At 69.0% G+C, this 14,369-nt stretch carries 12 protein-coding genes; 6 read left to right on the top strand and 6 right to left on the bottom strand.

Translation table 11 applies throughout. From position 1 onward, the window contains the following. The first annotated feature begins 115 nt into the window (after positions 1–115). The gene (locus ACIWQI_RS04145; RefSeq protein ID WP_396655846.1) at positions 116–2,638 is read left to right on the top strand and encodes an ATP-dependent Clp protease ATP-binding subunit; all 2,523 of its coding nucleotides are present in this window, start codon (positions 116–118) and stop codon (positions 2,636–2,638) included. Between the two features lie 3 nt (positions 2,639–2,641). Here ACIWQI_RS04145 and ACIWQI_RS04140 read toward each other — a convergent pair whose 3' ends face one another. The 5 genes from ACIWQI_RS04140 to ACIWQI_RS04120 form a co-directional block, all read right to left on the bottom strand. After that, on the bottom strand, positions 2,642–3,439 hold the full coding sequence (locus ACIWQI_RS04140; protein WP_396655845.1) for an ABC transporter permease: 798 nt from the start codon (positions 3,437–3,439) through the stop codon (positions 2,642–2,644). Continuing rightward, complete coding sequence (locus tag ACIWQI_RS04135; RefSeq protein ID WP_396655844.1) at positions 3,436–4,218, bottom strand: ABC transporter permease; 783 nt, start codon at positions 4,216–4,218, stop codon at positions 3,436–3,438. Before ACIWQI_RS04135 ends, ACIWQI_RS04140 begins: the two co-directional genes overlap by 4 nt. Next, positions 4,215–5,006 (bottom strand): ABC transporter ATP-binding protein, encoded by a 792-nt coding sequence (locus ACIWQI_RS04130; RefSeq protein ID WP_396655843.1) that lies wholly within the window; start codon positions 5,004–5,006, stop codon positions 4,215–4,217. The genes ACIWQI_RS04135 and ACIWQI_RS04130 overlap by 4 nt, the downstream gene beginning before the upstream one ends. Positions 5,007–5,012: 6 nt before the next feature. Next, positions 5,013–6,074 carry an ABC transporter substrate-binding protein gene (locus ACIWQI_RS04125; RefSeq protein WP_396655842.1) on the bottom strand — a complete coding sequence of 354 codons (1,062 nt, stop codon included), beginning with the start codon at positions 6,072–6,074 and terminating at the stop codon, positions 5,013–5,015. Positions 6,075–6,156: 82 nt separating this feature from the next. After that, positions 6,157–7,827 (bottom strand): thiamine pyrophosphate-binding protein, encoded by a 1,671-nt coding sequence (locus ACIWQI_RS04120; RefSeq protein WP_396655841.1) that lies wholly within the window; start codon positions 7,825–7,827, stop codon positions 6,157–6,159. Positions 7,828–7,936: 109 nt separating this feature from the next. Here ACIWQI_RS04120 and ACIWQI_RS04115 point away from each other — a divergent pair, with 109 nt between their 5' ends. From ACIWQI_RS04115 to ACIWQI_RS04100, 4 genes are all read left to right on the top strand, one after another. Further along, positions 7,937–8,875, top strand: a complete 939-nt coding sequence (locus tag ACIWQI_RS04115) for a LysR family transcriptional regulator (protein WP_396655840.1) — start codon at positions 7,937–7,939, stop codon at positions 8,873–8,875. A gap of 89 nt (positions 8,876–8,964) precedes the next feature. After that, the gene (locus tag ACIWQI_RS04110; RefSeq protein WP_396655839.1) at positions 8,965–9,471 is read left to right on the top strand and encodes an amino-acid N-acetyltransferase; all 507 of its coding nucleotides are present in this window, start codon (positions 8,965–8,967) and stop codon (positions 9,469–9,471) included. Between the two features lie 63 nt (positions 9,472–9,534). Continuing rightward, a complete protein-coding gene (locus ACIWQI_RS04105) occupies positions 9,535–10,242 on the top strand; it encodes a hypothetical protein (RefSeq protein ID WP_396655838.1) in 708 nt (235 codons plus the stop codon). A 117-nt stretch (positions 10,243–10,359) separates the two neighbouring features. Beyond that, positions 10,360–11,763: a serine/threonine-protein kinase gene (locus tag ACIWQI_RS04100; RefSeq protein ID WP_396655837.1), complete on the top strand. Its 1,404-nt coding sequence runs from the start codon at positions 10,360–10,362 to the stop codon at positions 11,761–11,763. A 5-nt stretch (positions 11,764–11,768) separates the two neighbouring features. Here ACIWQI_RS04100 and ACIWQI_RS04095 read toward each other — a convergent pair whose 3' ends face one another. Continuing rightward, positions 11,769–12,533, bottom strand: coding sequence for a cyclase family protein (locus ACIWQI_RS04095; RefSeq protein WP_396655836.1), 765 nt, complete (start codon positions 12,531–12,533; stop codon positions 11,769–11,771). A gap of 149 nt (positions 12,534–12,682) precedes the next feature. Here ACIWQI_RS04095 and ACIWQI_RS04090 point away from each other — a divergent pair, with 149 nt between their 5' ends. Further along, a complete protein-coding gene (locus ACIWQI_RS04090) occupies positions 12,683–14,059 on the top strand; it encodes an NADP-dependent succinic semialdehyde dehydrogenase (RefSeq protein ID WP_396655835.1) in 1,377 nt (458 codons plus the stop codon). The last annotated feature ends 310 nt before the right edge of the window (positions 14,060–14,369 follow it).

Below are 14,369 nucleotides of genomic sequence, written 5' to 3'. Positions count from 1 at the left end.
ACACCACCGCGCCCAGGTCGCGCGGCGCTATGCCGATGGCGAACAGCGGCAATCGGCGTCCCCCCGCTCGTTACCCTCGAGGTAGGCGCCAGAAGTGCGCCTGAAGGAGTCGACGATGTTCGAGAGATTCACGGATCGTGCCCGTCGCGTGGTTGTGCTCGCCCAGGAAGAGGCGAAGATGCTCAACCACAACTACATCGGCACCGAGCACATCCTGCTGGGACTGATCCACGAGGGAGAGGGAGTCGCCGCCAAGGCGCTCGAGTCCCTCGGCATCTCGCTGGACGCCGTGCGCGAGCAGGTGCAGGACATCATCGGCCAGGGGCAGCAGCAGCCGACCGGCCACATCCCGTTCACGCCCCGCGCCAAGAAGGTGCTCGAGCTGTCGCTGCGCGAGGCGCTGCAGCTCGGCCACAACTACATCGGCACCGAGCACATCCTGCTCGGCCTCATCCGCGAGGGTGAGGGAGTCGCCGCCCAGGTGCTCGTCAAGCTCGGCGCCGACCTCAACAAGGTGCGCCAGCAGGTCATCCAGCTGCTCTCGGGCTACCAGGGCAAGGAGCCGGCCGCCGTCTCCGGCGCCGCCCACGAGAACCCGCAGGCCGCCCAGGGCGGCTCGGCGGTCCTCGACCAGTTCGGCCGCAATCTCACGCAGGCCGCGCGCGAGAACAAGCTCGACCCGGTGATCGGGCGCGAGAAGGAGATCGAGCGCGTCATGCAGATCCTGTCGCGCCGCTCGAAGAACAACCCGGTCCTCATCGGCGAGCCCGGCGTCGGCAAGACCGCCGTCGTCGAGGGCCTCGCGCAGGCGATCGTGAAGAACGAGGTGCCCGAGACGCTGAAGGACAAGCAGGTCTACTCGCTCGACCTCGGCTCGCTCATCGCCGGCTCGCGCTACCGCGGCGACTTCGAGGAGCGACTCAAGAAGGTCACCAAGGAGATCCGCACCCGCGGCGACATCATCGTCTTCATCGACGAGATCCACACGCTGGTCGGTGCGGGCGCCGCCGAGGGCGCGATCGACGCCGCCTCGATCCTGAAGCCGCTGCTTGCCCGCGGCGAGCTGCAGACGATCGGCGCGACCACGCTCGACGAGTACCGCAAGCACTTCGAGAAGGATGCCGCGCTGGAGCGCCGCTTCCAGCCCATCCAGGTGGCCGAGCCTTCGCTCCCGCACGCGATCAACATCCTCAAGGGGCTGCGCGACCGCTACGAGGCGCACCACAAGGTGCAGATCACCGACGGCGCCATCGTCGCCGCGGCCAATCTCGCCGACCGGTACGTGAGCGACCGCTTCCTGCCGGACAAGGCCATCGACCTGATCGACGAGGCCGGTGCCCGGCTGCGCCTGTCGATCCTGTCGAGCCCGCCCGAGCTGCGCGAGTTCGACGAGAAGATCGCCAAGGTCCGCCAGGACAAGGAGCAGGCCAGCGAGGACCAGGACTTCGAGAAGGCCGCCGCCCTGCGCGACGAGGAGAAGAGCCTGCTCGCCGAGCGGCTGCGTCTCGAGAAGCAGTGGCGGTCTGGTGACGTCGCCACGCACGCCACAGTGGACGAGGGACTCATCGCCGAGGTGCTCGCACAGGCCACCGGCATCCCCGTCTTCAAGCTCACCGAGGAGGAGTCCAGCCGGCTCGTCTTCATGGAGAAGGCGCTGCACGAGCGCGTCATCGGGCAGGACGAGGCGATCAACGCGCTGTCGCGCACGATCCGCCGCCAGCGTGCCGGCCTCAAGGACCCCAAGCGCCCGTCGGGCTCGTTCATCTTCGCCGGGCCCACCGGCGTCGGAAAGACCGAGCTCGCCAAGGCCCTTGCGGAGTTCCTCTTCGACGACGAGACCGCGCTGATCTCGCTCGACATGTCGGAGTTCGGTGAGAAGCACACCGTCTCGCGGCTGTTCGGTGCCCCTCCGGGGTTCGTCGGCTTCGAGGAGGGCGGTCAGCTCACCGAGAAGGTGCGTCGCAAGCCGTTCTCGGTCGTGCTGTTCGATGAGATCGAGAAGGCCCACCCCGACATCTTCAACTCGCTGCTGCAGATCCTCGAGGAGGGCCGGCTGACCGACGGTCAGGGCCGCGTCGTCGACTTCAAGAACACCGTCATCATCATGACGACCAACCTGGGCTCGTCGGCCATCGCCGGCGGCCCGGTCGGGTTCCAGGTCGAGGGCGACTCGACGACCTCGTACGAGCGCATGAAGGGCAAGGTCGACGAGGAGCTCAAGCGCAACTTCAAGCCGGAGTTCCTGAACCGCCTCGACGACGTGATCGTGTTCCCGCAGCTGTCGAAGGACGAGCTCGTGCAGATCGTGGATCTGTTCACCAAGCGCCTCAGCGACCGCCTGCTCGACCGCGACATGACCATCGAACTGTCGCAGGCCGCCAAGGAGCGTCTCATCGAGATCGGCTTCGACCCGTCGCTCGGTGCGCGGCCGCTGCGACGTGCCATGCAGCGTGAGGTGGAGGACCTGCTCAGCGAGAAGATCCTGCACGGCGAGCTCGACTCCGGCGACCATGTGAAGGTCGACGTGGAGAACGGCAAGTTCACCTTCGAGCACGGTCCCCGCGGCGAGAAGGTCGCGGTGGGCGTGGCGTCAGCCGGTGAGATCACGGCGACGCCCGACCTCGCGGCGAACGCCTGACGCTCAGGCGCCGCCGGCGATGATGCTCGTCCCGCCGGCCGAATGCCGCTTCTGCCAGGGCAGCAGGAGCGGCTCGGCCGCGCGGAACAGCAGGTTCACGAGCAGCCCGATGACGCCGACGATGACCAGGCCCGCATAGACCTGATCCATCGCGAACTGCTGGCCGGCCCGATAGATCATCGACCCCAGCCCGGAGTCCGCGCCCACGAACTCGGCCGCGACGAGGGTGATGAGGCACGTGGCCATCCCGAGTCGCAGACCGTTGAAGACCGCGGGAGCGATCGCGGGGAAGAGCAGCCGGGTGAAGTAGCGGATGCCGTGGGCGCCGAAGTTCCGCCCCGCCTCCAGCAGCTCCGGGTCGACGTTGCGCACGCTCGAGCGCGTGCTGATGGTGATCTGGAAGAACGCCGTCGCGAAGGCGGTGAGGACGAAGGCGAACTCGCCGCGCCCCACGATGATGATGAACAGCGGCAGGATCGCGATCTTCGGGAGCGGATAGATCGTGTCGGTGATGGGGCGGGTCAGCCACTCCACGACGCGCCAATTGCCGGAGGCGATGCCCAAGGCGATCCCGGTCGCTGCCGCGAGCGCGAAGGCGAGGCCCAGACGGCCCAGAGTGATCAGCAGGTCGCTGCCGAGCCTGCCGTTGAACAGCTGGTCGATCGTCGTCAGGACGACGTCGCCCATGGGGATGAAGAAGCGCGGGTCGAGGAGCCCGGTGCGGGTCGCGATCTCCCAGACGATGAGCAGGAGCACCGGGATCGCCCAGAGCTCTGCCCCGTTGCGCACGATTCTGTTCACGATCCGCTCCGAAACTCGGTCCGCCAGGGCATCAGCCTGTCGGCGACCGCGTCGAAGCCGACCGACGTGAGCAGCCCGAGGACCGCGATGCACAGGAGGGCGACGTACATGTCGGTCACCCGCAGAATCTGCCAGTTCGACCACAGGAACCGCCCGAGGCCGTCCTGCGCACCCACCATCTCGATCGCGATGACCGCGATGAGAGAGAACCCGAGGGAGATCCGGATGCCGGTCACGATCGAGGGGAGGGCGCCCGGGAGGATGACACGCAGGAAGAAGCGGATGCCGCGACTGCCGTAGTTGCGGGCCACCTCGAGATAGACGGGCTGGATGTCGCGCACGCCGGCGATCGTGTAGATCACCATCACCACCAGGGGAGTGACCAGCGCCGTCATGAGGACCGCGAACTCGCTGCGCCCGAGGATGAACGCGAGGAACGGAAAGAAGAGCACCCCGGGGATGGGGTAGATGAACGCCATCATCGTGCCCATGCCGCGCTCGGTCCACCGCGACGCGGTCACGGCGATGCCGATGCCGACTCCGAGGACGACCGCGAGCACGATCGTGATGAGGACCCGCAGGACGGTGATCCCGATGTCGTCCAGGATCCCGTCGCGGCCGGCCTCGAACACGATCGACGAGCGCGCGATGATCGCGGTGGGCGGGGGGAAGAAGGTCGGCCGCAGGATCTCGGTGCGGCTGAGCAGCTCCCAGACGCCGAGGATCACGACTGGGCCGACCAGGAACACCCACTTCCCGCGCAGCGCCGCCCAGGTCACGGTCGCTCCATCGCCATCGCCGCCTGCACCTCGTCGCGCAGGTGCTCCCAGATGTCCTGCGCCAGCGCCGCGAACTCCTCCGTCCCGCGAAGCTCTGGTCGCCGCGACGCCGCGGGGAAGTCGATGTCGATGATGTCCTTGATGCGGCCGGGCCGTGCCGTCATCAGCGCGACCCGGTCGGAGAGGAACACGGCCTCGTCGATCGCGTGCGTGATGTAGAGGACCGTCGGCTGCGACTCCTGTCGCAGTTCGAGGATCTGCTCCTGCAGGAGAGTCCGCGTCTGCGCGTCCAGCGCCCCCAGCGGTTCGTCCATGAGCAGGATCTCGGCGTCCTGCGCCAGCGCCCGCGCGATGCCCACCCGCTGCTTCATCCCCCCGGACAGCTGATGCGGATAGAAGTCGCCGAACGTGGCGAGCCCGAGCCGGGCGAGCTGCTCGTCGGCGATGCGCGCCGCTTCGGCCTTGGGCACTCTGCGGTTGCGCGGGCCGAACATCACGTTCTCCCGCACGGAGAGCCAGGGGAACAGAGCGTGCTCCTGGAAGACCATCGCGGTCTTGGGTCGATCGGGCTCGCTCGAAGCGATCCGCACGGTCCCGCTGCTGGCCTCGTGCAGACCTGCGACGAGGCGCAGCAGCGTGGACTTCCCGCATCCGGAGGGCCCGACGATCGAGACGAACTCCCCTTCGGCGATGTCCAGTGAGACATCATCCAGGGCCGTCACGGTCGCGGCGCCCTCGAACTGCTTCGTGACGTGCTCCAGGCGGACCTTGATGTTCGCGTCGGGCATCACCGGTCAGTTCCCCAGGACGGCATCCCGCCAGCGGAAGTCCCAGATCTGCTCTTCCGGAATGATCTCGTCGTAGTTGAGCGAGTTCTGCTCCATGAAGAACTCCTGGTAGCGCAGGACCAGATCGAGGTCCACGCTCAGGTCCGCAGGAATGTGGTGCTGCCGGGACGCGGCGACCACGGCGGGATCGGCGCCGGTGTACTGCTCGATGAGGTCGAGCATCTCGGGCGTGTCCCAGCCGTTCTCGGCGAGGTCGGCGGCCGCAAGCGCATACGCCTCCATGAAGGCCTCGGCCAGCTGCGGGTTCGCCTCCGCCCAGTCGGTGTTGTAGATGATTCCGGTGAACGGCATCGGCTCGGTGTCCGGGGTCTCCCACGGGCGGTAGCCGGCGCCGTTGCCTTCCGCCTGCGTCGGGAAGGGCTCGGAGAGGATGCCTGCGGCGATGCCGCCGTTGGCCAGGGCGACGACCTGGTCGGGGAACGGGATGTGCTCCAGGTTGATCTCGGACATCGACAGGCCCACCCGCTCCAAGGCGAAGCCCAGGAGTGCTTCGGTCACGACACCTGGCGCGTTCGCAGCGAACGACTGGCCGGCGAAGTCGGACATGTCTTCTGCCAGGTCGGCCGCCGCCTCTGGGCTGTCGGCGTGCTGCGAGGAGATGATGAAGTAGTCCTCGAGGTACCCGGCGTGCATGGGGGCCACGTAGCGCACCGGGAGCCCCTCGTCGACCGCGTTGTAGGCGCCGGATCCGATTCCGGCGAATCCCACGTCGAACTGCCCGGTGGCGACGCCGGTCAGAGACTCGTTGCCGCTGTTGACCTGGATCATCTCCAGGTTGATGCCGATCTCGTCGGCGTACTTCTCTGCTGTTGCGAACAGCGGCAGCGAAGAGCCGGTCGCGAGGTAGCCGACCCGGATGACTCCGCTCAGGTCGGCGGCATCCCCATTGCCCTCGGTGGGGCCGGCATCGGCCTGGCCGCCTCCGCACGCCGTGAGGATCAGCGCTGCGCTCGCGATCGCGGCGAGGACTCCGAATCGTGTGGCGTGTCGTACTCGGTTGAAGGCCATGGCGAACTCCCTCATCTCATGGATCTGTTCTCGGTGCGTGGAATGTCGTGTTCAGTTGTGCTGTTTGGGGCGCGGCGGCGGCTCAGTGGCCGCCACCCGTGCCCGTGAAGTCGTGGCCCATCTTCATCAGGAAGGACGGGCGGCCGGTGATCTTCGCATCGATCACCAGCGGGCGCTCGCGGGGCGACTCGAGCCATTCGGAGACGCCCCCGAGGTCGTCGAGGGAGCGCACCGTGATCGCATCGCAGCCGTAGCCGCGGGCGATCGCCGCGATGTCGGTGTCCGGGAAGCGGACGATCTCCTCCTCCTTCGGGCTGGCGTCGGGGAAGAGGTGGACCTCGGCGCCATAGGCGTCGTCGTTGTAGACGAGGATGATCATCCCGAGTCCGAGGCGGACGGCCGTGTCCAGCTCGGCGGCGGCCATGAGGAACGCGCCGTCACCGACCCCGAGGACGGACAGCCGGTCGGGACGCGCGATCGCCGCCCCGATGCTGCTGGCAAGCCCCAGACCGATCGACTGGAACGAGAGGGGCAGGCAGTAGCCCTGCTCGTCGGGCACCCGGAAGTGCGCGCCGGGGTACGCGTTGACATTGCCCCCGTCGACCGAGACGACGCGCTCGAGGGGGAGCATCGCATCCAGCCGGTTGGTCAGAGCAGCCGGGTCGACATGGCCCGGCTCGTCGACGTGCTCGACAGGCTGGTCGCGCCAGTAGCGTCCACGTCGGACGCGTTCGGCGACGTCCGGGGTGCGGTATCCGACGCGAGGACCGCCGTCGCGCAAGGCGTCGCACGCGGCCCGGGCGACCGCAGCCGCATCGCCGAGGATCCCGAGATCGACGAGGCGGTGCTTGCCGATGGCAGCTGCCCGGTCGTCGACCTGCACGAGAGCGGCATTCTCGGTGAGGGTTCCGCCGCGCGTGGTCCAGTCGTTGAGGGCGACGCCGAAGCCCACGATCAGGTCGGCTTCGCGCACCAGTGCGGCCGACTCCTCGGTCGCGAATCCGCCCATGATGTCCAGTGCCCACTCGTGGCCCTCGAAGATCCCCCTGCCGCCGCCGGAGGCGATGAGGAGAGCCCCGGTGAGGTCGGCCAGTTCTCGCAGCTCCGCCTTCGCGCCCCGCGCCCCGCGCCCACCGACGACGACGGGTCGCTCCGCGCGGCCGAGCAGGGTCACGAGTTGCTCGATGTCGGCTGCGTCGGGCCTCACCGCGGTCGGCGGAAGCGCGGTGGGTGTGCGTCCGGACGGACGCGCGACGCGCTGCTCCTGCAGGTCGACCGGGACCGAAAGCACGACCGTCGCGCGCTCCCGTCTGGCCACGTTGTAAGCGCGGGCTGCGTCCGCCGCGGCTGTGCGCGCGGAGTGGATCCGCATCGGGATGGCGCCGGCCCCCGCCGCGACCGCGTCCTGGTCGATGAAGAAGTTGGAGGTGACATCGCCCACGGCGGTGTCGGCGGCCAGGACGATCAGCGGCGTGTGACATTTGGCGGCTTCAGTGATGCCGGTGAGCGCGTTGGTCAGGCCGCACCCCTGGTGCAGGCTGACGACGCTGACTTCGTCGGTGATCCGCGAGAAGGCATCCGCCATGCACGCGGCGCCCATCTCGTGGCGGGCCGCGTAGTACGTCGCGCCGTGCTCGATCATCGCGTTGGTCATGCGGAAATTCCCGCTCCCGACGACCCCGAACACCGTGCGCGCGCCGAGCTCCGCCAGCACTTGGCCGACGATCTCGGAGACCGCAACCTCCTGCGCCATTGCTTCCCGCCTTCTCCATCGAGTACCGGAGCCATGACCATACGTCAGGTATAAACCTCCGTCAAATGAATACTCAGCATCATCATTATTCGTGCGATATATATGATGGATGCCGCAGAGCTTGGACCTGAATCTCCTGCACACGTTCACCGTCGTCTATCGCCTGGGCAGCATCACGGCGGCGGCGGAGGCGCTCAATCTGTCGCAGCCGGCGGTCAGCCACGCGTTGAAGCGGCTCAGACAGCACTTCGACGACCCGCTGTTCGTGCGGTCGCGCAGCGGAGTCCGGCCGACTCATCTGGCGGCGACCATCTACGAGGAGGTGGGAGGACCGATCACCCAGCTGGCCACGGTGGCGGAGGAGAAGACGAGGTTCGACCCGCAGAGCTCGACTCGGCGGTTCCGGATCGCCCTCACCGATCTCGGAGAAGCCGCGCTGCTGCCGCGGATCCTCCGGGTGATGGCGCGATCGGGACCAGGCATCCGCGTGGTGGCGGAGCGCCTGGACATCACCACCATCGGCGCGCGGGTCGCCTCGGGTGACGTCGACGCCGCGATCGCCAGCTCTCGTGTGCAGGGTGGGATCCGTGAGGAGATCCTGTTCCACGACCAGTACGGATGCATGGTGCCGGGCAGTCTCACCGAAGACGACGGGAAGGTGCGCCTGGAGGATCTGCGCCGGCTTCCGGAGGTGCGGGTCGGCGAGTCCGCCGGGCACAAGGCGATCACCGACGTCCTGGCACGCATCGGGCCCGGCGTGTTCGCGGACTCCCCGCACGTCGAGGTGCAGGGCTTCACATCGCTGCCGAAGATCGTCGGCGAGTGCGGCTACGCCGCGATCGTGCCGATCAATGCATTCCGTGAACTCGCCCGAGCAGACGATGTGAAGCTGCTGAGGCTGCCCTTCACGTCGCCGTCGACGGCGGTCTGGCTCATGTCGCAGCGCGAGTCGAAGGGGCGCGAGACCTACGCGCAGCGCTGGTTCCTCGCGGCCATTCGCGACGCCCTCCAAGTCGGGCCGAATGAAGGGGTTGCCGCCACCCAGTAGCCGGACCAACGCGAGGCAGATGGCGCACCCCGCCGATCGCGCATCGCCCGCTGATCCGTGCTCTCCGGACGCGGGCATAGGGTTGAAGAGTGCCCAGCGAATTCATCGTCCGCCCCGCGGTGACGCGCGATGTGCGCGGGATCGCCGAGCTGCTCGACCCGTACGTGCAGCGGCGCATCCTGCTCGGCAAGGAGCTGGTGGTCCTCTACGAGTCGGTGCAGCAGTTCGTCGTGGCCGAAGACGCCGACGGCCGGCTCATCGGCTGCGGTGCGCTGTTCGTCATGTGGGAGGACCTCGGTGAGATCCGCACGCTGATCGTCGCCGACGACTGGCTGCGCCGCGGCGTCGGTCGCGCCCTCGTCGCCGAGCTGGAGGAGCGCGCCGTCCGCCTGGGGCTGCGACGCCTGTTCTGCCTCACGTTCGAGGTGGAGTTCTTCACCCGCCGCGGGTTCGCCCCCATCGGCGAGCAGGTGGTCGATCCGGATGTGTACTCGCAGCTCGTGCGCTCCCCCGACGAGGGCGTCGCGGAGTTCCTCGACCTCGCGCACGTCAAGCCGAACACGCTCGGCAACACCCGGATGCTGAAGCTGCTCTGAGCACACCCGCCCACCAGGGCGCGCCGACCGGGAACGGGGGATGCCTCGGCTTAACCTGGGCGCATGACCAGCTCGACCCCGCCCCGCCGCCGGCACTCGCCGGCCGTGTACCGCAGGCGCCGGCTCATGGTGCTGGTCGTGCTGGTGGCGATCATCGCCGTGGTGTGGCTGCTGATCACCCAACCCTGGAGCGGCGCGGCGAGCCAGTCGCCGAAGGCTGAGCCGGAGGCATCCCCCTCCCCGGATCAGACCGCGCTGTCGCTGCCGGTGCCCGTCGGCCAGAGCCCCGAGCCCACGCCGTCCGCGACCGCCTCGCCTCCCGTGACCACCCCGGCTCCGACGCCGAGCGGGACTGCGACGACGACGCCCGCGTGCGCCAACGATGACCTGCTCGTCGAGCCGATCATCGACAAGGAGGCCTACCGGTCGGGCGAGAAGCCGAAGCTGTCCATCGCCCTCACCAACACCGGCGACGTCGACTGCACGCTGAACGTCGGCACGAGCACGCAGAAGTTCACGATCTCGAGCGGGTCGGATGTCTGGTGGCGCTCCACCGACTGCCAGTCCAAGCCCAGCGATCAGATCGTGCTGCTGGCCGCCGGACAGCGTGTCTCCAGCGCCGCGCCGCTGGAGTGGGACCGGACCCGCTCATCGGTGAAGACCTGCGAGGGCGACCGGCCCTCCGCACCCGGCGGCGGAGCCTCGTACCATCTCACCGTCGAGATCGCGGGCGTCGAATCGGACGGCTCGGCGCAGTTCCTGCTGTACTGAGCGGGGCGGTCGGAGCGGGCGCATCGCCTGCTCGTGGCACGCCTCGGCGCGAATGTCAACCCGCGGGATGGTCCAGGGTCGGCACAATAGCATCCCGGGCATGAGCGGTGATGTGCGATGACGACGGTGGATGCGCCGTCCGCGGTGTCGGGGGAGATCCTCGGCGACCGGTATCGCATCGACGAGCAGATCGGCGAGGGCGGGATGGCGCGTGTGTACCGCGCGGAGGACCTCGCGCTGCAGCGCACCGTCGCCGTCAAGATCATGCGCACCGAGATGGAGGCGGCAGCCCGCCGGCGGGCGCGGATGGAGACGTCGCTGCTCGCCGCGCTCACCCACCCCTCTGTGGTGACGGTGTACGACGCGCACATCGCCGACGACGGCCCCAGCTACATCGTGATGGAGTACGTCCGAGGGCGCACGTTGCGCGATCGGCTCGATCACGGCCCGCTGCCGCTCGACCTGGTCGCGGCGCTGGGCATGGATCTCGCCGAGGCGCTGCATGCCGTTCACGACCACGGGGTCGTGCACCGCGACCTCAAGCCTTCCAACGTGCTGCTGTGGCCCTCGCCGCTGCCCGACCGGGCCTTCCGCGCCAAGCTCACCGACTTCGGCATCGCGTGTCTGCTGGATGCGACGCGGGTGACATCCCCGGGAATGATCGTCGGCACGGCCGCGTACCTCGCCCCGGAGCAGGTCCGCGGCGAGTCGCCTGCTCCCGCCGCCGACGTCTACAGCCTCGGGCTGGTTCTGCTCGAAGCGCTCACTGCCCGCCCCGCGTTCGGTGCGGCGGTGGGGCCGGAGGCGGTGGTCGCACGGCTCACCACCTCCCCGGCGATCCCGGACAACCTGCCCGACGAGTGGCGCGAGCTTCTCATCGCCATGACGGCCGCGAACCCCACACGTCGGCCGACGGCGCTGCAGGTGGCGGTCGCGTGCAGTCAGCTGCGCGCGCCGACCGGCTCCACGGGCGAGCAGCTCCGGGCTCTCCTGATGCCCTGGGAGGATCCGTCCCAGCCGGAGGAGACCGGGCCCCGCGTGGACACGCCGGGCCGCGGCATCCCTTCGCCTGCCACGGAACCGCGCACCGAGCCCCTCCCCGTCCCCGTCGCGCACGCGGCGCCGCACCGGGGTCGCCGCGCCGGTGCGCTGGCGGCCGCGGCGGGCCTGGTGCTGGCCAGTGCCGTCGGGGTGGGCCTGGCGGTCTCGGCCGCCGCTCCCGTGGCGGCGCCGTCGGAGGTCGGGCTGTCGCTGGGCGCGCAGCTGGGGCAGCGCTTCGACCAGGTGGCGCCCGCCGGGGAGCCGGCACCGGCCGCCGACACCGCGGTCGAGGTGGCGGTCGTCGATCGCCCGAGCGTCGACGAGGGCGTCGCCGAGGATGCGTCCGGTGCGAGCGCGGGGAACGAGAACCGCGGCCCCGGGAACAACAGCGGCAGCGACAGCGACAGCAACAGCGGCAAGGGCGGTGGAAACGGGAACAGCGGGAAGGGCAGCGGGAACAGCGGAAAGGGCGGCGGCTGACCCGTTCAGTCGAAGATCGCGACAGCCCGCGTCCACCCGGCCGATGCCCCGCGCACCTTGGTGGGGAAGCACGCGACCGTGAAGCCGGTCGCCGGCAGCTCCTCGAGGTTCTGCAGCTTCTCGATCTGGCAGTAGGCGACGTCGGCGCCCGCCTTGTGCCCCTCCCACACCACCGAGGGATCGCCGGTCTCCTCGAAGAGGCGCCGGTTGTCGGCGATCGGCAGGTCCCAGCCCCATGCGTCGGTGCCGACCACGCGGACGCCCTGTCCGGTCAGGTGCAGGGTGGCCTCGCGGCCGAAGCCGATCCCCGTGTCGATGTAGTCGTCGCGGCCGTAGGCGGCCGAGGCGACGGTGTGCATGAGCACGATGTCGAACGGCTGCAGCGTGTACCCGATGCGGTCGAGGGCGGCGTCGAGGTCGGCGGGGCTGACCAGATGGCCGCTCTCCAGATGGCGCAGGTCGAGCTTGACGCCGGGCCGGAAGAACCAGTCCAGCGGCACCTCGTCGATCGTCCAGGCCTTCTCGCCCCCGTTCATCGTGGGGTGGTAGTGCCACGGCGCGTCGACGTGGGTGCCCGCGTGGGTGGTGACGTTGAGCGTCTCGGCGGCGAGCCCCTGGCCGTCGGGCAGCTGGTCGGGACGGATGCCGTACATGGCCTCCATGTCCCGGATCCCGGCGGTGTGATCCTTGTAGTCGATCTTCGGCCGCAGGAACGGCGGATCGACGGGGACGACGTCATCCAGCGGCATGGACAGGTCGACGAATCGCATGCGGGCTCCTCTGATCGCGGCACCTCCATCATGTGCGCTGAGACGCTCATCCGCGCCCGGCCCCGGGCCATGCATGGCATCGATAAACTCGATGCGATCCATCTCTTCACAGACCCCCTCACACGAGCCCGTCACACAGGGAGCCCGCCATGGCCATCGCGACCGTCAACCCGTTCACCGGACAGACCGAGCAGGAGTTCGAGCCGCACACCGACGCCGAGGTCGAGGAGCGCATCGCCCAGGCGGACGCCGCCTTCCGACAGCTGCGGTCGACGACGTTCGCCCAGCGGGCGGAGTGGATGCGGCGGGCCGCCGACATCCTCGAAGAGGACGTGGAGCAGCTCGCCCGCATCATCACCATCGAGATGGGCCGACCGATCGCCGGCGCTCGCGCCGAGGTGCTCAAGTGCGCCAAGGGCCTGCGCTTCTACGCCGACAACGCCGAGGAGTTCCTCGCACCCGAGCCCCTCGATGACCCGGCCAAGGTCAACGCGAGCAAGGCCGGCACCCGCTACGCCCCGCTCGGGGTCGTGCTGGCGGTCATGCCGTGGAACTACCCGCTGTGGCAGGTGCTGCGCTTCGCGGGCCCTGCGCTGATGGCGGGCAACACCGGTCTGCTCAAGCACGCCTCGAACGTGCCGCAGGCAGCGATCTACCTCGACACCCTGTTCGAGCGCGCCGGCTTCCCGGCCGGGGCGCTGCGCACCCTGCTCATCCCCGCGTCCCGGGTCGAGAAGGTCCTGCGCGACCCGCGGGTCAAGGCGACCACGCTCACCGGCTCCGAGCCGGCCGGGCGGTCGCTGGCATCCATCGCCGGCTCCGAGGTGAAGCACGTCGTCCTCGAGCTCGGCGGCTCGGACCCGTTCATCGTGATGCCCAGCGCCGACCTCGACAAGGCCGTCTCGGTGGCGGTCACCGCACGCAACCAGAACAACGGGCAGTCGTGCATCGCCGCCAAGCGGTTCATCGTGCACAGCGACGTCTACGACGCGTTCGTGGAGAAGTTCACCGAGCAGGTGGCCGCCCTGAAGGTGGGCGACCCGCTGGAGGAGACGACCGACATCGGGCCGCTGGCCACCGAGTCGGGCCGCGACGAGCTCGAGCAGCAGGTCGCCGATGCGGTGGCCAAGGGCGCGCATGTGCGCACCGGCGGCACGGTCCCCGACCGCCCGGGCTGGTTCTACGAGCCGACCGTGCTCGAGAACGTGACGCCCGAGATGCGCCTGTACCTCGAGGAGGCGTTCGGGCCCGTGGCATCCGTCTACCGCGTCGCCGACCGCGACGAGGCGCTCGCCCTCGCCAACTCCACCACCTTCGGTCTGAGCTCGGCGGTGTGGACGAACGACGCCGACGAGGAGGAGTGGTTCGCCGAGAACCTGGATGCCGGAGCGGTCTTCATCAACGGCATGACGGCGTCCTACCCCGAGCTGCCGTTCGGTGGGATCAAGGACTCGGGCGTCGGTCGCGAGCTGGCGGCTGCCGGCATCCGCGAGTTCTGCAACCTCAAGACCGTCTGGAAGGGCTGAAAACCGTCTGGAAAGGCTGGAAAGGCGGGTTTTGTCCCCCGAAGTGCCTACAGACGAAGGGGTGGCGCGACCATAGGCTGGAGTCAACTCCCGCGGTTACGGCTCGTCGCTGTCCCCAGCAGTCAGAGCCGGAGTCGTCCCCAGCGACCGGCACCGAGCCGAGCGGAGAGTACGAGGGCCCTCTCGAGTCGTCCAGTCCCCAATGGAGGATTCGAGAGGGCCCCTTCTGCCCCCAGATACCGTGTGTGGCGCTGAGGCCACATCAACTCCGGAATGCTGACACGCTACGCGCACATCCGTTTCGGCACGA

Source organism: Microbacterium sp. (genome assembly GCF_044508325.1).
Lineage (GTDB): Bacteria > Actinomycetota > Actinomycetes > Actinomycetales > Microbacteriaceae > Microbacterium.
The sequence above is the reverse complement of the archived record's forward strand: the minus strand, read 5'-3'. Positions and strand labels throughout refer to the sequence as shown.

Coding starts and splice junctions, on each gene's coding strand:
- ACIWQI_RS04145 (WP_396655846.1), top strand. CDS start 116: ATGTTCGAGAGATTCACGGATCGTGCCCGTCGCGTGGTTGTGCTCGCC.
- ACIWQI_RS04130 (WP_396655843.1), bottom strand. CDS start 5,006: ATGCCCGACGCGAACATCAAGGTCCGCCTGGAGCACGTCACGAAGCAG.
- ACIWQI_RS04125 (WP_396655842.1), bottom strand. CDS start 6,074: ATGGCCTTCAACCGAGTACGACACGCCACACGATTCGGAGTCCTCGCC.
- ACIWQI_RS04120 (WP_396655841.1), bottom strand. CDS start 7,827: ATGGCGCAGGAGGTTGCGGTCTCCGAGATCGTCGGCCAAGTGCTGGCG.
- ACIWQI_RS04115 (WP_396655840.1), top strand. CDS start 7,937: ATGCCGCAGAGCTTGGACCTGAATCTCCTGCACACGTTCACCGTCGTC.
- ACIWQI_RS04105 (WP_396655838.1), top strand. CDS start 9,535: ATGACCAGCTCGACCCCGCCCCGCCGCCGGCACTCGCCGGCCGTGTAC.
- ACIWQI_RS04100 (WP_396655837.1), top strand. CDS start 10,360: ATGACGACGGTGGATGCGCCGTCCGCGGTGTCGGGGGAGATCCTCGGC.
- ACIWQI_RS04095 (WP_396655836.1), bottom strand. CDS start 12,533: ATGCGATTCGTCGACCTGTCCATGCCGCTGGATGACGTCGTCCCCGTC.
- ACIWQI_RS04090 (WP_396655835.1), top strand. CDS start 12,683: ATGGCCATCGCGACCGTCAACCCGTTCACCGGACAGACCGAGCAGGAG.